Source organism: Thauera sp. DNT-1 (assembly GCF_055393985.1).
On record NZ_AP043752.1, the window covers coordinates 3,332,350 to 3,348,633 of the forward strand.

Below are 16,284 nucleotides of genomic sequence, written 5' to 3' on the forward strand. Positions count from 1 at the left end.
CGACAAATCGGAGAATACGCATGACCAAGTTTCCCTTCCTGATCGCCGCTGCGGCGTCCGTTCTGCTGGCTGCCTGTGGCAACTCCGGTAGCGGCACTCCCGCGGCGCCTGCCAAGGCCCCCGCGGCTCCGGCAGCGGCTGCGGCCCCCGCTGCGCCGGCCGCAGCTCCCGCTGCCGCCCCTGCTGCGGCCGCGCCCGCCGCCGCTCCGGCCGGTGCCGCGGGCGAGGGCACCTACAAGAAGGTTTGTGCGCTTTGCCACGCATCCGGTGTTGCCGGGGCTCCGATCCCGGGCAACAAGGCCGACTGGGAGCCGCGCGTCGCACAGGGCAAGGACACGCTCTACAAGCACGCGATCGAGGGCTTCACCGGCTCGAAGGGCATGATGCCCCCGCGCGGTGGCGGCGCTTCCTTGACCGACGATGAAGTCAAGGCTGCGGTCGACTTCATGGTTGGCAAGTTGAAGTAAGCCGGACTGCGGCAGTCCGCTGCGGCGGACGACGATGTGTTTTTCGCGGGGCCTGCGGGCCCCGCTTTCCATCGCGCGCCGGTGCGCTCAGTGCATGTGATGGGCGTGGTTGGCGTCGCGCAGGCCGGTGACGACGCTGGCGTCCACCTGCTCGAAGGTCAGTGCGCGGCCGCCTTGCTCGGCGATGAAGGCCTGCGCTGCGACGGTGTCGGCGAAGGCCGGCAGATCGGGGCCGCGCATCGGCCCGCGCGCGCGCGAGTCGCGCACGAAGACGGCGTGGCGGGCGGGAAGCCAGGTGCCGTTGCGGAAGTCGGCGACGTACATCGCCGCAGCCTCGGCGGGGGTGCGCGTGCTGCCGAAGCTTGCCGGTTTGTCCAGGAACATGAACAGGTCGACCGGCGAGTCGAAGAAGTGCGCCGCGCCGTCCTCGAAGACGATCTGCGCCGCCCAGCGCGGGAAGCGTGCCGGATACATGCCGCATACGGGGCAGCGTGCGTCCGCGGGGATGGGCCTGGCGTCGTATTTGCCCAGGCCGCTCGCAGGGTCGTACGGATGGGCCTGCGCCGCCCGCGTCGGGGTGACGACGCAGATGTCTTCCGCGGGCGGCTCGAAGCTGCGGCCGGCGCGCGTCGTGTAGTCCCACAGCAGCGCGCTGCCCGCGGCGAGCGAGACGGCGGCGCCGGCGAGCAGGAGCCGGCGGCGACCGCGTACGATGCTCACGTGCCGAAATCCGCGAGTTGCGGATCGCGACCGAGGACGTCGATCACCCGCGCGAGGTTTTCCTGCGGACTGCGCCGCGGATCGGTGAGCGGATCGGCCGCGACGCTGCCGTCGGCCCGATGCAGATGGTTGGGTGTGGTCTCGAGTTGCGGATGAACGGGCGCGGTGTCGATGCCCAGTTCGACTCCGTCGATGTCCGCGCTCGTGCGCCAGCGCAGCGAGTAGGCATCGGGTGCGGCGTAGCGCACGGTGAGGACCACTCCATTCCTGAGCACCAGGTTCAATGCATCCTGCGACAACCGTGCGGGGGCAAGCAGTGCACCTTCGTGTGCGCGCTCGACGTAGTCGAGCAGTTCGGTGTGCAGGCTCATCAGCGGTTGATCTCCCGCAGGCGCTCGCCCACGACCTGGCGTGCGGCCTCGTGGGTATCGGCCAGGATGCGCGCGGCGAGGTAGTGTTCGTAGCCGGGATGTTCGTCGACCGCGCCGGCGGCGATGCGGGCGAGCAACTCGGCTTCATTGTTCGCGCCGATGGCGGCGAGGACCTTGCGGCGGTTTTCGCGCGCCTCGTAGATGAGCCGGGCGATCTGCTCGAGCTCGAGGGCCTGCTCGGGGGGGATGGCGTCGAAGATCGGATTCATCGTGGTGCCTGTCCTGCTTACATGGACTGATCGTGGAGGGCGCCGCCGTCGAGGATCGCCATGTCGGGCGTGACCTCGTCGAAGCGCAGCACCTTGCCGCCGTTCTCCGTGGCGAAGGCCTTGGCGTCGGCTTCGTTGGCGAACGAGGCCGCGGTGGGGCCCATCGCACCCATGCGCCGGGAGCCGAACACGTACCAGGCCTTCTTCGCATCGATCCAGTGCCCCTGGGGGGCGTTCCACGAGGCCTTGGCCATGTCCTGCACGAAGATCGCGGTGACCAGGCGGGCCTGCTCCGGGTTCAGGTATACGTTGAACATCTCGATGGTGTCGCAGAACCAGTCGGGGCGCTCCACGCCGGCGTAGTGCATCTGGACCTTGGAGCCGGGGTAGTCGGCCAGCAGCATGCCGTCGAGCGCGCAACTGGTGGCGCGGTCGATCTCGAGCGGCGTCACGGTGCCGCTGCCGGCTCCCTGCTTGCCGCTGCCGCAGGCCGCGAGCAGCCCGGCGGCAACGCCGGCGATCAGGAAGCGGCGACGGCTCGGGCAGGCGTGATGTGTGCACATGGGGAAATCACTCGATACGGTTCGTTTGGAAGGAGTGTTCAGCGGCGGAAGCGCCACGTCGCGATCGCCAGCGGACCCGCGATCCATGCCGCCATGACCAGCCCGAGCAGCCAGGGCCGCGCCAGCGCGGGCGGGAAGACGGTCGACAGGCCGTAGAGCGTGCGGACGTCCTCCATCGAGAAGATGTTCAGGATGCGGAAGACGTCGGCCGGGTTGAACAGCAAGGCGTAGGGCAGCGCTTCGCCGCCCCACCGGCCGGCGGTGACGACCAGCACGCCGAGCACCAGGAGGTCGAAGATCAGCACGAAGAAGAACCAGGTGGCGATCGCCAGGCCGGAGGCGCGGGTACGGTCGGCGGCGAATACCGAAAGCATCACCGCGATGCTCAGGAAGGCGCAGCCGAGCAGAACCGAGCTGAGCATGAAGCCGAAGTAATGGAACAGCGAGCCGAGGTCGAGCTGCGCCGACAGCACCACGCCGACCAGGCCGAAGCCGGCGACGGTGGAAAAGGTGAGCGCGCCCGCGAGGCCGAGGTATTTGCCGAGCAGGAGTTCGAGGCGGGTGATCGGCATCGACAGCAGCAGGTCGAGCGAGCCGCGTTCGCGCTCGCCGACGATGGCGTCGAAGCCGAGCACCAGCGCGATCAGGGGAATCAGGTAGATGACCAGACTGACCAGGCTGGCGATGGTGACCTCGATCGAACGGAAGCCCACGGCGCCCTGCTGCGCCGAGCCGAAGTAGGCGATCGACAGCGCGAACACGGTGAACACCAGCGCCACGGCCAGGACCCAGCGGTTGCGGATGCGGTCCCAGAACTCCTTGCCGGCGATGGTGGCGATCTGTGAAAACTCCATGGTCCGCCTCTCAGTCCGAAAAGCCGAAGAACACGTCTTCGAGCGAAGGCTCGCGCACCGTGAGGTCGCGGACCTTGCCATTCAGGGTGGCCAAGGCGGCGATCACCGCCATCTTGGCATCGCGCGCGCACTGCACCGCGACATGGCCGTCGCGGGCTTCGATGGCGCCTACCGGCAGGCCGCCGAGGGCGTTGCGCACCGCCTCGAAATCCTCGGGCGCGACGCGCACGTCGAACCACAGCGGCAGATCCATCTGCTCGCGCAGGGCCTGCACCGTGCCGGTGGCCTGCACCTTGCCCGCGGCCATGATCGCAAGGCGGTCCACGCGTTCCTGGATCTCGGCGAGGATGTGCGAGGTGATCACCATGGTGACTCCCTCGCTCTTCAATTGCCGCAGGATGGCGTAGAAGCCGCGGATCGCCTCCGGGTCCAGACCGGTCGTCGGCTCGTCGAGGAACAGGATGCGCGGCTTGCCGAGGAGGGCCTGGGCGAAGCCGAGGCGCTGGCGCATGCCCTTGGAGTATTCGCGCACGCGACGCTTGGCCGCGTGCATCAGGCCGACACGCTCGAGCACTGCGGCGTTGTTCGCCGTCGAGACGCCCTTGAGACGGGCGAAGAAGTCGAGCGTTTCGGTGCCGGTGAGGTTGTCGTAGAGCACGACGTTCTCGGGCAGGTAGCCGACCTTGCGTCGCACCGTGCGGAAGTCGCTGCCCGGCACCGGCGCGCCGTCGATGCGGATCTCGCCGGCGGTGAGCGGGATCAGCCCCAGCATCATCTTGAACATGGTGCTCTTGCCCGCGCCGTTGTGGCCGATGAGGCCGAACAGCTCGCCGCTGCGGACCTCCAGGTCCACGCCATCCACCGCGTGGATGGGGCCGTAGTGCTTGCGAACGCCGCGGGCGACGATCACCGGTGCGCCGGGATCATTCTGAGCGGGGGAAATGTCTGCCACGCCATTGGCTCCAGTCAGGTTTGTTCGGTTCCATGCGCGGCCTGGGGTCCACGATGCTGGGCGCACGCAGCAGGGGAAACTGCTGGGCCACCATGCGCAAGGTCTGGATGGCTGGGCTGCCGAGCAGCAGCTTCATCATCGGGTGACGCCAGGTCAGGCGGTCGACCAGGTCGTTGGCCTCGTACCGCACGTCGCCCAGGCCGTCGCCGTTGCGGTCCCAGCCGAGGTAGTTGCTCCAGTGGTTGCCTTCCTTCTCGCCCCAGATCATGTCGTGCGCGGCCACGTAGCGGATCTGCTCGCGGTTGCCGATGAAGTCGTTGCGCTCCACCTTGTTGTTCTTGGACCCCGCCCACAGGTGGATCCCGACCACGTTGTCGATGATCTGGTTGCCGCGCAGCTCGTTGTACTCGGCATCGTAGATGAAGAAGCCGCGCTGGTTGCCGGCGACCACGTTGTTCTCGATCACGGCGTCCTGGATCGAGCGCAGCATGATGCCGTGGTCCGAGTTGCCCCAGGCGCGGTTGTTGCGCACCACCTGGTCGCGCACTTCCATCAGCGCGAGACCGCCGCGGTTGTACCAGGTCTCGTTGTCCTCCCAGACGTTGCGGTAGGAGGTCATGTAGTGCGTGCCGTAGCGGCTGTGATGCAGCCTGTTGCCGCGGAAGAGCGCGTCGTGGGAGACGTCGACGTAGATCGCGTCGCGCACGAAGCTGATGTTGTTGCCGATGATGCGCGCGCGCTGGGTGTTGTAGAGCTGGATGCCGTTGCCGCGCTTGGGCGAGTCGAAATCGCGCTTGCCGGTGATGAGGTTGTTCTCGATCAGGACGTCGTTGGCCTTCTCGATCCACAGCCCGAACAGGGTGTAGGAGAAGTCGCAATTGCGCACGACCGCCTTGTGCGAGCCGGGGTAGATATAGACGCCGGCGTGCTGGTAGAGGGTGTCGCCGCCCGAGTTGGCGACGATGAGCCCCTCGATGGTGACGCCCTCCGCCTTTATGCTGATGGTGTTTTCCTTCAGCTCGCCGTCGATCGTGGGGCGCTCGATGCCGCGCAGGGTCAGCGGCTTGTCGACCAGCAACTGGCCGGCGTAGCGTCCGCGCTCGATTTCGATCACGTCGCCCGGCGCTGCGCGGGCGATCGCTGCCTGGATGGACTCGCCCGGCGATACCCGCCACGGCGTGGCTGCAGCCGGCGTGGCCAGTGCGGCGAGCAGGGCTGCGGCAGCCAGGAGGCGAGGAAGACGGTGGAGGGAGCGCATTGCAGGGGGGCGTTTGACAGTGGGGCAGAGTATGCGACGCAATGTCGCAGCGAGACTTGATCTAGGTGAAGTGCCCGGCGGCGGCGGGCCCGCGGAAAACGGCGCGCCGCCCCGGGGGCGGCGCGCAATGTAACCCGGGCGGGCCCCGGATGTCAGACCTGCACCAGGCCCATGCTCTTCAGCACGATGAACAGGGCGGCGCCGATCAGCAGGTTCTTGAAGCCCACGTAGCAGATCATGTCCATGATGCTGGCGCGGCGGTAGCGGCTGCCCCACCACGGACCGTCCTTCACGTAGGGCTTGGAACCCAGGCGCACCGCCACCTCGAACACGCTCCAGCCGAACCACCAGCCGATGATGGCACCGGGCGTCATGTTGCCCATCGCTGCCAGGATCCAGGCCACGCTCGCGGCCGCGGCGAGCGCCAGGCCGGCGGCCTGGACGACGCGCTGGCGCTGGAAGCCGTTGCGGCTCCACGGCCACAGGTGATCCCAGATCTCGGCAGGCAGGCGGCTGGCGGAGCCGCGGCTGGCATAGGGCGGCTCCACCTGCTCGGTCAGAATGCGCGGATCGACCATGATCGAATCCTCCTCGAATGCAGTGTCTTGATCAGGCCCGCGGCGCTGCGGGCGCCACCGGCTTGATCGGGATGTAGTAACCGTCCTTGCCGATCGGGGTCAGCGGCAGGCCGTCCTTGGTGCGACGCTTGCGTTCCTGTGCCAGCGGCGGGCAGGCGTGGTCGTCGGTGTAGAGGACCATGCAGTCCAGGCAGAGCATGCATTCGCGATGGTCGATGCGACCTTTCTCGTCGATCGCCAGCGAGCCGCAGCCGACCGCGCAGGCCTTGCAGCTGTCGCATTCCTGCTTGCGGCGCAGGCCGAACCAGCGGAAGGTCGAGGGCATGGCCAGCGAGGCGCCGAGCGGGCACAGGTATTTGCAGAACGGCCGCTCCATGAAGATCGACAGGCCGAGCAGGCCGGCGGCGAACAGCGTGTAGGGCCAGCTGCGGTTGAACAGGCCGACCAGGAAGGTGGTCTTGAAGGGTTCGACCTCCGCGAGCTTCTCGGCCAGGCCCATCGAGAACATCGATACCGCGAGCAGGCCGAAGAACACCGCGTACTTCACCCACTTCAGGCGGTTGTGCCACTTCATCGGCAGCGCGAACTGGAAGCGCTTGAGGCCGATCGCGCCGCCCACCTTGTACAGCAGTTCCGACAGCGAGCCGAACGGGCACAGCCAGCCGCAGAACAGGCCGCGGCCCCAAACGAACACGGTGACGATGATGAAGATCCAGAACAGGAAGATGAACGGATCGGTGAGGAACAGCTCCCATTCCCACTTGAACAGCAGCGAGTGGAACCAGGTCAGCACCTGCGTGATCGAGGGCTGGGCGAGCAGGCCGAAGCCGACAAAACCGATGCTGATGATCCACGCGCTGTACTTGAAGGCGTTGACCGGCCACTTGTTCTTGCGCGTCGAGCGGCGGGTCAGTTCATCGCGCTTGGCATAGACCACCGCCACCGCGACGAGCAAGGCGGAGAACAGGACGATCTCGAGCGCACGCGTCTTCCACACGCGGACCCAGGGCGCATCGGGCTTCTTGACCTCGGGCCGGCCACCCTCGATATAGGCGTCGGGCAGCCAGTATTCCCTGTCGAAGTTGATGAAGGTGCGCGCACCGGTCTCGCGGTCGATGCGGTTGCCGAGGAAGATGAACTTCCATGGGAAGGCGCCGGAGAACGAGGATGAGCGCACGATGAAGATCGCCGACTCGGTGAAGGACGGCGCGCCTGGTGCGGAAATCCCATAGAGGTTGTAGTAGTCGAGGTCGCGGAAGGTGAACACGTCCTGCCCCTGGCGAAGCTGGACACGGTCGTAGATGCCCCCGCGCACGAAGCCCGAGCCCTTGAACGACTCCCTGCCTGCGGTGCGGATGACGAAAAGCGCGTGTTCGCCCTCCTTGATGCGTGCCATCAGGTCGCGCCAGCCGGTTTCTCCCATGATCGCGCGGCCGACCTCGGGATGGTTCAGATAGCCGTACCAGAGGTCGATGAACGGGTCCTTGCCACGCTCGAGGCCGACCTGCTCGGGCATCACGGTCAGGCGTTGCACCACGCCTTCCTTGACCATTGTCGCCCAGTCGAGCTTGCGGCCGCTGTCGACGAACCTGGCCTGAGGGCGGACGGTCTTTTCAAGGATGCCGACCTGGCGCCCGACTGCAGCGCCCGACATCATCATCACCTGGTTCTGCGCGATGACCGTGACGGTGGCGCCGGAGATGGCATCGAGGCCGATGATCTCTTCCTCGGGGCGCGAGCGGCCGATCTCGATGTTGGCGCCGACGAACTTGCCCAGGTATTGGTTGTTGAACTTGACCAGCGCGGATTCGGGGATGCCGAGCAGCAGGATCGGTTCGGAGTGCTTGAGGATCTTGATGCCGGCGAAGTTGCCTTGCGGGGTAAGCCCGATCAGCGTGATCACGGGCTTGCCGGAGTAGGCCGGGGTGTCGGTGACGTCGGTCGATAGCACCACGTAGCCCACCAGCTTGCGTTGGCCGTTTTCCTCGGCGTAGCCCTCGACGTAGGGCGGCTGACCCTTGCGCTCCGAGAAGCTGGTCGCGCCGGGCAGGACCTCCTTGCAGGGCACGTAGTCGCACAGAGCGGGTGAGGTGTTGATCTCGGGAGGCAGGTTCGCCTCGTAGGCGCTCTGCGCCGAGACCTGCGCAGGCAAGAGGGTTGTGGCAGCGAGCAGGGCCGCCATCGCAATGCCCCGCAGGGCGGAGAGGGGCTTCATGATGCGCTCCATAAGTAAATCACGATGGAGTTTAGGGGGTGGGGTCCGGCATGTATTTGTCCAGCGTCAAATTGCCGGTGGGCACGCCTCGAAACGCGAGCGGACTGCAGAAAACAATCGAGGGGCTTGCGCCCCTCGATCTTCAGACGGCACCGCAGTCAAGCGGCGCGGCGCGCTCCGGGATTACGGACGCACGAGCATGCGCGTACGCATCTCCAGGTGCAGCGCGTGGCAGAAGTGCGTGCAGTAGCACCAGAACACGCCCGGCTTGTCGGCCTTGAAGGTGACGGACTTCGTCTCCAGCGGGTTCACCACGAAGTTGATGTCGTACTTCGGAATCGCGAAGCCGTGCGACAGGTCTTCCACCTTGTCGAGGTTGGTGAGGATGAGGGTGACCTCGTCGCCCACCTTGAGTTCGAACTCGCGCAGGCTATAGGCCGGTGCCTGCGAGGCGATCCTCACCGTGACCTTGTTGCCGTCGCGGAACACGCCCGATTCCTTCGCATCCTTGATCGCCAGCGGGTGTGCGTCCAGCACGCCGACCTGACGGGTCTTGATGAGTTCGCGCTTGACGATGATGAAGTCGTGCGGCTCCGGATGCACCGGGTGGTCGGCCAGCAGCACCATCTTCTCGCCACGGATGTCGATCAGCTGCTCGTTTTCCGGGTGCATCGGACCCACCGGCAGGAAGCGGTCCTTGGAGAACTTGCAGCCCACCGCCAGGAACTGGCCGCTGGCTTCCTTGGTTTCGCCCATGTCGGCGCTGATGTGGCCGGGCTGGTAATGCACATCGATACGGTCGACCACGTACTGCGCGGCCTTGTCGCCGTTATGGAACTTGATCGCGGCGTCGATGTTCCACTTGACGATCTGGCTGTCCAGGAAGAGGGTCGTGAAGGCGTTGCCGCGGCCGTCGTAGGTGGTGTGCAGGGGGCCGAGGCCGACTTCGACTTCAGCGACCACCGACTTGCGGATGTCGTCGAGCTTGCCGTCGAGGAAGTCGGCGACCTTGGCGACTTCGATGACCGTGCAGGTGGGCGACAGCTTGCCCGAGCAGATCATGTACTTGCCGTCCGGGCTGGCGTTGACGCCGTGCGGGTTCTTGGGGACCGGTACATAGGCGGTCAGCGCGGTCTTCGGATCGGGGTTGGCGGCCTTGGTGCCGTCGACGACCGGGACCTTGGAGGTGCCGACGGTGAAGGACTTGCCGTCCTTGATCGCCTTTTCGATGCGGGCGACGTCGAAGAACACGCAGGCGTCCATCTCGGCCGACATCATGTCTTCGTAGCGCGCGCCGCCCTCGGTGTTGTACTGGTTGGCGGCGGCGAAGCGGCCGTCATAGGAGGTCGCGACCAGGTCCATGTTGCCGTCGACCTTGCACTGCCAGCGCACTTCCATCGTCTCGGCGTCGACGCAGGTGAACAGGCAGAAATACTTGGTCGGATCGTCGAGGTCGCGGCCGTCGTTCGGCTGCGGGATATGGAACTCGTTGCCGCAGAACACGCGGGTGGTGTGGTTGATGGCCTTGTCGACCGGGTCGCGCTTGTCCGAGAAGATGCCGTGGAAGCCCTGGATGTTCGGGATCTCGGTGATCGCGTCGCATTCGAAGACGTCGCCACGGATACGGCCCAGGCGGCCGTGGATCTTGTCGTTGACCCAGAAGTACTTGCCGTCGTAGGTGCCGTCGGTGTAGGAGCCGTGGATGTGGTGGGTGTCGCCGGTCTTGTACTTCAACTGGCCGTCCGCACGCGTGCCGATCACCTTCTTGGACTCGTTGGTGATGCCCCAGCCGCTCATGCAGTCGATGTTGAAGGTCGGCACGCGCTTGATTTCACGCCCCGAAGGCAGGCCGAGGACGCGGCATTCGCCGGAGTGGCCGCCGGACCAGATGCCGTAGTAGGTGTCGAGCTCACCCGGTGCCATGTGCAGCTTGAGGCCGGAGGCAGCATGCGCCGCGGCGGGCGCGGCGGCCGGTGCCGCGGCGGGTGCAGCGGCCGGAGCGGGAGCGGTTTCCTTGTTGCACGCGGACAGGCCCACCGACATGCCGGCACCGGCGAGGCCGGCGAGCGCTGCGGTGTTGAGGAACTTGCGGCGGCTCGGATCGGGCATGGCTTCGACCGGGTTCATCTTTGCGTCATTCATGGTTCTTTGCTCCCGTAGGCAGGTGTAGTCGATCTCACAGACCCGGCATCGCGACCTTGCGCCCCTCGCGTCGGTTCTTCATGCGTGTCGGGGGCCTGTGACAAATTGTCCTGTGACGTTTTGTCGCACCCCAATTCTATGAAGGTGGAAATCAGTAAACCTTGATATAAGGCAAAGATGAGTCCTTCAGTTCTTGTTTGCGAAGGGAAGAATGCAGCCGATCGAGCAGGAAACCGAGCCCGCCGAGGATCTCGACAACCCCAATCCGGTACTGATGCCTGCGCGGGTGCTCAACGCCGTGCGCACCGATCGCGGGCGCCTGCTGCAGTTGCGCTGGGTTTCCCTGCTTGCGATGGTGCTGATGAGCCTGGTCGTCTTCCCCTGGCTCGCGCCCGCGCAGCCGGTCGGGCCGCTCGTCGGGGTCACCTTGTGCCTGCTCGCGGTCAACCTCGCCCTGCTCGGTGGGGCTGCACGCTGGCTGGTGGGGCGCTGGGGCGCCTTCCTGCAACTCGCCGTGGATCTGCTGGCATGGGCGGCATTCCTCTATTTCACCGGTGGCGTTACCAACCCGGCGATCTCGCTGCTGCTGCCGGTGGTGGCGGTGGGCGCTTCGATCCTGCCCGCGGCACAGGCCTGGGCGCTGGCGGCCCTCGCGGTCGCGCTGTATTCCGTGCTGTGGCAGTTTCACCAGCCGGTTCGCCTGGCCGACGCCGATCAGGCGATGTACTGGCACCTGGCCGGCATGTGGATCAGCTTCGCGGTCTCCGCCGCCACCGTGGTCTGGTTCATCGTGCGGCTCAACGTGGAGCTGGCGCGGCGCGACAACGAACTCGCGGCGGTCAACGCGGCGCGTGCGCGCGACACCTACGCGGTCGGACTGGGCAAGCTCGCCGCCGGTGCCGCCCACCGCCTCGGCACACCGCTCGGCACGCTGCGCATTCTCGCCGACGATCTGGCGAGCCGACCCGAACTCGCCTCCGGGCTGCGTGAAGACGTGCAGCTAATGCGCGAGCAGGTCGACTACTGCCGCGACATTCTCAACGGGCTCACGCGCGAGGCCGGCCAGCAGCGGGCGGAGAGCGGCGGGGCGGTCGAGGTGCGGGCCTGGGTGACGGAGGTGGGCGGGCGCTGGCAGCGTCTGCGCCCCGGGGCAGGCTTGCACATCGATGCGGAGGCGGCGGACGGGCAGGCGGTCATCGTCGCCGACGCATCGCTCGGCGATGCCCTGCACAACCTCATCGACAACGCCGCCAATGCCAACGAGCGCGCGGGAGCGCGCGCTTGCGCGGTGGAGCTAGGGATCCGCCGCGAGGGCGCGCGGGTGGTTGTCGAGGTGCTGGATCGCGGGCCCGGGTTGCCGCCGGAGCGCGTGGAGGCGGCGCGTCTGGCGCGGCTCGGGGAGCGTGCGCAAGGCATGGGCGTCGGCTTGATGCTGGCGCACGCCGCCGTCGAGCATCATGGCGGGCATCTTGAATTCCGTTCCAGACCGGGTGGTGGCACGATTGCGCGCATGCTGATTCCGCGACAGTCCGTACGATGACCCCCGACAACACGCCCTGCCTCCTCGTCGTCGATGACGATCCGGCCTTCAATCGCGTCCTCGTGCGCGCCCTCGGCCAGCGTGGCTTCGATACCTACGGGGCGACCGACAGCGAGGGCGCGCTCGAGCTCGCCCGCGACCACGAGCCCGAGTTCATCGTGCTCGACCTCAACATCGGCGGCGAGTCGGGCCTGAAGCTCATCCGCCCCCTGCTCGAGGCGAGCCCCGGGGCGCGTATCCTCGTGCTCACCGGTTACGCCAGCATCGCCACGGCGGTCGATGCGGTGAAGCTGGGGGCCGTCCAGTACCTGGCCAAGCCGGCCGACATCGACAGCATCATCCGCGCCTTGCGCGCCGAGGGCGTGAGACCCGAGGATCACGCGCCCGGGGCTCCGCTTTCGGTCGACCGCCTCGAGTGGGAACACATCCAGCGCGTGCTCGCGGAGCACCACGGCAACATCTCGGCAACCGCGCGTGCGCTGCAGATGCACCGGCGCACGCTGCAACGCAAGCTCGCGCGCCCGCCGGCGGGGGCCTGACCGGCAGGCGGGTCGCGCCGGTTCCCCTCTGTTCAAGGACGGCCTTCCGCTCTAACCTTCGTTCCCGATCGAACCTTCCCCAGACCCCCACAAGGATCCCATCATGCGCCGCTTGCTCCTGCTGCTGACGCCCGTCCTCGCTGCCACCGCACATGCCAGCCCCGTGCCTGCCGAGGCGCCGATCCGCATGGCCGGTCTGTGGCTGATGAACACGACCCCCGTCGGGGCCGCGGCGCAGACCTCCAGCTTCCACATCTGCATCGGCGCGCCTGCGCGCGACGACGTGCTCGCCCACCCCGGCAGCGCCGTGCAGAACTGCCGCGAAGAGCGCTGGAGCAAGGACGAGCACTACACCTACTATCAGGCGAGCTGCGAGGCCAAGGGCGGCAGCGCGGCGGTCGAGGCGAGGTTTGCCGGTGACTTCAAGTACAACTTCCAGGGGGAGGTCACCATGACGATCGCGTCGCAAGCCGGCGCTGCCGAGGTGACCAGGATGGAGATCGATGGGCGGCGGCTGGCGCCTTGTCGCGGTGGCCTGCCGGAAGGCAGGTTCCTGATCAAGGGGCAGGATGGGGTGGGCAACCTGAATCTGGGCGAACCGATTCGCCAGCCGGCGCGCTGAAGCACGAGCCGTTGCCGACCACGGGAGTCGGTCGTCACAGCCACGGTCCGCAGATCACCGAGCGGGCAGCGGACGACCTCGCCGGGTCCTGCACCGCCTCCCCACGGAGCGATCGCGACGTGCCTCCGCGACGACAGCATTACCGCGGCCGTGATCCGGCGCGCGCCCACAGCATCGCCGAGCTGCGCGCGATGGCGGCGCGCCGGCTCCCCGACTTCTGCCTCGAATACCTCGATGGCGGCGCCGACGACGAGCTCGCGCTCGCGCGCAACCGGCGCGTGCTCGACGAGATCCTGCTGCTGCCGCGCACCTTGGTCGATGTGTCGCAGCGCGAGCTTGCGGTGCCGCTCTTCGGCACCGACATCGCGCTGCCGGCGGTGATCGCGCCCACCGGCTTCAACGGCCTGCTCACCCACGCGGGCGACCGCGTGCTCGCCGAGGCGGCGCACGCGGCGGGCATCCCGTTCTGCCAGAGCATGGTGTCGACCGTGGCGCTGGAGGACATCGCCGCCACCGGGGTGCGCCACTGGATGCAGATCTATCCCTTCAAGGACCGCGACAACCTCGCCGCGGTGGTGAAGCGGGCCGAGCACGCCGGCTGCGAGGCGATCGTGCTCACCACCGACGCCTCGGTGTTCGGCAACCGCGAATGGGACCGCCGCAACTACCGCGCCCCGATGAAGCTGGCCTGGCGCAAGCTGCTCGATGTCGGCCTTCATCCGCGCTGGGTCCTCGACGTGCTGGTGCCGCACGGCATGCCGCGCTTCCGCAACCTCGGCGACTTCCTGCCGCCGGGCATGGACAGCGCGAAGAACGCCGCCGCCTTCCTCGCCGCGCAGATGGACACCTCGCTGACCTGGGAGGACCTGCGCCGCCTGCGCGACCTGTGGCCGCGCCGGCTGCTGGTGAAGGGCGTGCTGCTGCCCGAGGATGCGCTGCGTGCGCAGGAGGCGGGTGCCGACGGCGTGGTGGTGAGCAACCACGGCGGGCGTCAGCTCGACTGCGCGCCGGCGCCGATCGAGACCCTGGCCGCGGTGCGCCAGGCGGTGGGGGCGGAGATGACGGTGATCGTGGATAGCGGCTTTCGCCGCGGCAGCGACTTCGTCAAGGCGCGCGCGCTCGGTGCCGATGCGGCGATGTCGGGGCGGGCGACGCTGTACGGCCTTGCCGCCGCGGGTGCCGCGGGCGCGGCGCGCGCGTTGGAGATCCTGCGCGGCGAGATGGAGCGCACGCTCGGGCTGATCGGCTGTGCGCGGATGGACGAGGTGGACGCGCGTTACGTCGGTCGCGGCTGAAGGCCTCGTGGGGCGGCGTGTGCCTCAGACCCCCCAGACCACCGGCGTCTCCTCGCGCAGCGACTCTTTCAGCATGGCCAGCAGCGGCCACGCGCGCTGGGCGAGGCCGACCGGGGCGGCCATGCCGGTGTTGCCGGCTTCCTTCTCCGCCTCCTCGTCGGCGTGGCCGCGCTGGCGTTCGAGTTCGGCCTGACGAACGCGCTCTTCCTCGATCGCGGCCTCGAGGCGGGCAATGGCCTCGGGGAGTTGTTGCACGGTGACGATGCCCTTGGCGTCGGCGGGGTCCTTGCCGAGGATGCCGATGAGCTTCTTCGCGGCATCGCCGAACATGATCACGTCGGCGCTCGCGTGGGACTTGAAGGTGACCAGCATGGGGTGTCGCTCCTCTCTTACAGGCCCTTGACGGCGTAGATGCCGGGCGCGTTGCGCCAGTAGCCCTTGTAGTCCATGCCGCAGCCGAACAGGAAGCGGTCGGGGATGTCGAGACCGGTGAAGTCGGCGCGCATGCCGGGCCTCGCCTTGCGTTGGTGCAGCTTGTGCACCAGCACCGCGGACAGCACCTCGGCGGCGCCTTCTTCCTTCAGGTGCGCGATGATGGCCTCGAGCGTGTGGCCTTCGTCGAGGATGTCGTCGAGCACCAGCACCGTGCGTCCGCGCAGATCCTGGGTGGGACGCACGCGCCAGTCGAGCAGGGTGCCCTGGATGGCGTGGCCGTAGCGCGTGGCGTGCAGGTAGGCGACTTCGAGCGGGAAGGGCAGGCGCGGCAGGATGCGGCCGGCGAGGATCAGCCCGCCGTTCATCACCGCATAGACCAGCGGGTTGGCGTCGGCGAGGCGTGCGCTGATCTCGGCCGCCATGCGGTCGAGCGCGGCCTCCACGGTGGCGGCATCGGCGAGGCAGTCGGCCTCTTCGCGGGCGCGCTTGATTTCTTCCAGATTCAGGGACATGTCGATGAACTGCGGGCGCTCGCCCGGTGCGTTTGCGGACGCATCATTCTAGCGCCGATCCCCGCAAGGCGCCGCCTTCGAGGGCGTGCGCGGATGAGCGGCTTGCCGCGATGCCGCGGGCTGTGGTTTGTGCGCTTGTGCGCGGACCAGCGGCGCGGTAAAAGAGGCGGGTCTTCGTCCTGCCGCCCCGGAAACCGCCATGCCCATCCATGAAATCCGCCATCCGCTCGTGCGCCACAAGATCGGCCTGATGCGCGAAGGCGACATCAGCACCAAGAAGTTCCGCGAGCTCACTGCCGAGATCGCCCGCCTGCTGGCTTACGAGGCGTGCCAGGACTTCCCGCTCGAGACGGTCGAGATCCGGGGCTGGGCCGGTCCGGTCGAGATCGAGCAGATCAAGGGCAAGAAGGTCACCGTGGTGCCCATCCTGCGCGCCGGGCTGGGCATGCTCGACGGCGTGCTCGACATGGTGCCGAGCGCCAAGGTCAGCGTGGTCGGCATCGCGCGTGACGAGGAGACCCTGCAGCCGGTGCCCTACTTCGAGAAGTTCGTCGGCCAACTCGACGAGCGCATGGCGTTGATCATCGACCCGATGCTCGCCACCGGCGGCTCCATGGTCGCCACCGTGGACATGCTGAAGCGCAAGGGCTGCACCCATGTGCGCGCGCTGGTGCTGGTGGCGGCGCCCGAGGGCATCGCGCTGATGGACGAGAAGCATCCCGACGTGGACATCTACACCGCGAGCATCGACAGCCACCTCAACGAGCACGGCTACATCATCCCCGGGCTGGGAGATGCCGGCGACAAGATCTTCGGCACCCGGCACAACTGAGTCCGCGGTGACGGCGTGCGATCGTCCGCTGCGGTCGCCGCGTCATCACGGCTTCATCGATAACGACAACCATGCCGGCTGCGCGCCACGCCGACCGCGTGCGCCCGGCGGAGAACCCTC

Annotated in this window: 18 protein-coding genes; 6 read left to right on the plus strand and 12 right to left on the minus strand. The window is 67.6% G+C overall.

Features of this window, described 5'->3' with window-relative positions:
- The first annotated feature begins 20 nt into the window (after positions 1-20).
- Positions 21-467 carry a c-type cytochrome gene (locus ACZ5PP_RS15345; RefSeq protein WP_464826216.1) on the plus strand — a complete coding sequence of 149 codons (447 nt, stop codon included), beginning with the start codon at positions 21-23 and terminating at the stop codon, positions 465-467.
- Between the two features lie 87 nt (positions 468-554).
- On the opposite strand, the gene ACZ5PP_RS15350 is transcribed toward ACZ5PP_RS15345, so the two are convergent.
- From ACZ5PP_RS15350 to nosZ, 10 genes are all read right to left on the minus strand, one after another.
- Positions 555-1,187, minus strand: coding sequence for a nitrous oxide reductase accessory protein NosL (locus ACZ5PP_RS15350; protein ID WP_464826217.1), 633 nt, complete (start codon positions 1,185-1,187; stop codon positions 555-557).
- Positions 1,184-1,558, minus strand: a complete 375-nt coding sequence (locus tag ACZ5PP_RS15355) for a toxin-antitoxin system TumE family protein (RefSeq protein WP_004305210.1) — start codon at positions 1,556-1,558, stop codon at positions 1,184-1,186. Before ACZ5PP_RS15355 ends, ACZ5PP_RS15350 begins: the two co-directional genes overlap by 4 nt.
- Positions 1,558-1,827, minus strand: coding sequence for a hypothetical protein (locus ACZ5PP_RS15360; RefSeq protein ID WP_273421224.1), 270 nt, complete (start codon positions 1,825-1,827; stop codon positions 1,558-1,560). The genes ACZ5PP_RS15355 and ACZ5PP_RS15360 overlap by 1 nt, the downstream gene beginning before the upstream one ends.
- Positions 1,828-1,844: 17 nt before the next feature.
- A complete protein-coding gene (locus ACZ5PP_RS15365; RefSeq protein ID WP_004305207.1) occupies positions 1,845-2,390 on the minus strand; it encodes a nitrous oxide reductase accessory protein NosL in 546 nt (181 codons plus the stop codon).
- A gap of 38 nt (positions 2,391-2,428) precedes the next feature.
- On the minus strand, positions 2,429-3,244 hold the full coding sequence (locus tag ACZ5PP_RS15370) for an ABC transporter permease (RefSeq protein ID WP_004305205.1): 816 nt from the start codon (positions 3,242-3,244) through the stop codon (positions 2,429-2,431).
- A 10-nt stretch (positions 3,245-3,254) separates the two neighbouring features.
- A complete protein-coding gene (locus ACZ5PP_RS15375; RefSeq protein WP_012584572.1) occupies positions 3,255-4,196 on the minus strand; it encodes an ABC transporter ATP-binding protein in 942 nt (313 codons plus the stop codon).
- The gene (locus ACZ5PP_RS15380; protein WP_464826218.1) at positions 4,168-5,454 is read right to left on the minus strand and encodes a nitrous oxide reductase family maturation protein NosD; all 1,287 of its coding nucleotides are present in this window, start codon (positions 5,452-5,454) and stop codon (positions 4,168-4,170) included. The genes ACZ5PP_RS15375 and ACZ5PP_RS15380 overlap by 29 nt, the downstream gene beginning before the upstream one ends.
- Positions 5,455-5,606: 152 nt before the next feature.
- Positions 5,607-6,032 carry a hypothetical protein gene (locus tag ACZ5PP_RS15385; RefSeq protein WP_004305198.1) on the minus strand — a complete coding sequence of 142 codons (426 nt, stop codon included), beginning with the start codon at positions 6,030-6,032 and terminating at the stop codon, positions 5,607-5,609.
- Between the two features lie 31 nt (positions 6,033-6,063).
- Positions 6,064-8,247, minus strand: a complete 2,184-nt coding sequence (locus ACZ5PP_RS15390; RefSeq protein WP_040828830.1) for a NosR/NirI family protein — start codon at positions 8,245-8,247, stop codon at positions 6,064-6,066.
- Positions 8,248-8,430: 183 nt separating this feature from the next.
- Positions 8,431-10,389 carry a TAT-dependent nitrous-oxide reductase gene (nosZ, locus tag ACZ5PP_RS15395; RefSeq protein ID WP_004305194.1) on the minus strand — a complete coding sequence of 653 codons (1,959 nt, stop codon included), beginning with the start codon at positions 10,387-10,389 and terminating at the stop codon, positions 8,431-8,433.
- Positions 10,390-10,600: 211 nt separating this feature from the next.
- Between nosZ and ACZ5PP_RS15400 the strand changes: the two genes are divergently transcribed.
- The 4 genes from ACZ5PP_RS15400 (at position 10,601) to ACZ5PP_RS15415 (ending at position 14,385) form a co-directional block, all read left to right on the plus strand.
- Positions 10,601-11,929 (plus strand): ATP-binding protein, encoded by a 1,329-nt coding sequence (locus ACZ5PP_RS15400; protein ID WP_004305192.1) that lies wholly within the window; start codon positions 10,601-10,603, stop codon positions 11,927-11,929.
- On the plus strand, positions 11,926-12,468 hold the full coding sequence (locus ACZ5PP_RS15405) for a response regulator transcription factor (protein ID WP_138860528.1): 543 nt from the start codon (positions 11,926-11,928) through the stop codon (positions 12,466-12,468). Before ACZ5PP_RS15400 ends, ACZ5PP_RS15405 begins: the two co-directional genes overlap by 4 nt.
- Positions 12,469-12,571: 103 nt before the next feature.
- Positions 12,572-13,090: a DUF3617 domain-containing protein gene (locus ACZ5PP_RS15410; protein WP_004305189.1), complete on the plus strand. Its 519-nt coding sequence runs from the start codon at positions 12,572-12,574 to the stop codon at positions 13,088-13,090.
- A 119-nt stretch (positions 13,091-13,209) separates the two neighbouring features.
- Entirely contained in the window at positions 13,210-14,385 is a 1,176-nt protein-coding gene (locus tag ACZ5PP_RS15415) for an alpha-hydroxy acid oxidase (RefSeq protein ID WP_464826219.1), read from the plus strand.
- A 24-nt stretch (positions 14,386-14,409) separates the two neighbouring features.
- Here ACZ5PP_RS15415 and ACZ5PP_RS15420 read toward each other — a convergent pair whose 3' ends face one another.
- Complete coding sequence (locus tag ACZ5PP_RS15420; protein ID WP_004305185.1) at positions 14,410-14,757, minus strand: DUF1840 domain-containing protein; 348 nt, start codon at positions 14,755-14,757, stop codon at positions 14,410-14,412.
- A gap of 17 nt (positions 14,758-14,774) precedes the next feature.
- The gene (locus ACZ5PP_RS15425) at positions 14,775-15,332 is read right to left on the minus strand and encodes a hypoxanthine-guanine phosphoribosyltransferase (protein WP_004305183.1); all 558 of its coding nucleotides are present in this window, start codon (positions 15,330-15,332) and stop codon (positions 14,775-14,777) included.
- 199 nt (positions 15,333-15,531) lie between these two features.
- Here ACZ5PP_RS15425 and upp point away from each other — a divergent pair, with 199 nt between their 5' ends.
- A complete protein-coding gene (gene upp / locus ACZ5PP_RS15430) occupies positions 15,532-16,164 on the plus strand; it encodes a uracil phosphoribosyltransferase (RefSeq protein WP_004305181.1) in 633 nt (210 codons plus the stop codon).
- Positions 16,165-16,284: the final 120 nt, after the last annotated feature.

Excerpts from the sequence above, each read along its gene's own strand:
- ACZ5PP_RS15345 (WP_464826216.1), top strand. The coding sequence starts at position 21 with ATGACCAAGTTTCCCTTCCTGATCGCCGCTGCGGCGTCCGTTCTGCTG.
- ACZ5PP_RS15355 (WP_004305210.1), bottom strand. The coding sequence starts at position 1,558 with ATGAGCCTGCACACCGAACTGCTCGACTACGTCGAGCGCGCACACGAA.
- ACZ5PP_RS15360 (WP_273421224.1), bottom strand. The coding sequence starts at position 1,827 with ATGAATCCGATCTTCGACGCCATCCCCCCCGAGCAGGCCCTCGAGCTC.
- ACZ5PP_RS15365 (WP_004305207.1), bottom strand. The coding sequence starts at position 2,390 with ATGTGCACACATCACGCCTGCCCGAGCCGTCGCCGCTTCCTGATCGCC.
- ACZ5PP_RS15370 (WP_004305205.1), bottom strand. The coding sequence starts at position 3,244 with ATGGAGTTTTCACAGATCGCCACCATCGCCGGCAAGGAGTTCTGGGAC.
- ACZ5PP_RS15380 (WP_464826218.1), bottom strand. The coding sequence starts at position 5,454 with ATGCGCTCCCTCCACCGTCTTCCTCGCCTCCTGGCTGCCGCAGCCCTG.
- ACZ5PP_RS15385 (WP_004305198.1), bottom strand. The coding sequence starts at position 6,032 with ATGGTCGATCCGCGCATTCTGACCGAGCAGGTGGAGCCGCCCTATGCC.
- ACZ5PP_RS15390 (WP_040828830.1), bottom strand. The coding sequence starts at position 8,247 with ATGAAGCCCCTCTCCGCCCTGCGGGGCATTGCGATGGCGGCCCTGCTC.
- nosZ (WP_004305194.1), bottom strand. The coding sequence starts at position 10,389 with ATGAATGACGCAAAGATGAACCCGGTCGAAGCCATGCCCGATCCGAGC.
- ACZ5PP_RS15400 (WP_004305192.1), top strand. The coding sequence starts at position 10,601 with ATGCAGCCGATCGAGCAGGAAACCGAGCCCGCCGAGGATCTCGACAAC.
- ACZ5PP_RS15405 (WP_138860528.1), top strand. The coding sequence starts at position 11,926 with ATGACCCCCGACAACACGCCCTGCCTCCTCGTCGTCGATGACGATCCG.
- ACZ5PP_RS15410 (WP_004305189.1), top strand. The coding sequence starts at position 12,572 with ATGCGCCGCTTGCTCCTGCTGCTGACGCCCGTCCTCGCTGCCACCGCA.
- ACZ5PP_RS15420 (WP_004305185.1), bottom strand. The coding sequence starts at position 14,757 with ATGCTGGTCACCTTCAAGTCCCACGCGAGCGCCGACGTGATCATGTTC.
- ACZ5PP_RS15425 (WP_004305183.1), bottom strand. The coding sequence starts at position 15,332 with ATGTCCCTGAATCTGGAAGAAATCAAGCGCGCCCGCGAAGAGGCCGAC.
- upp (WP_004305181.1), top strand. The coding sequence starts at position 15,532 with ATGCCCATCCATGAAATCCGCCATCCGCTCGTGCGCCACAAGATCGGC.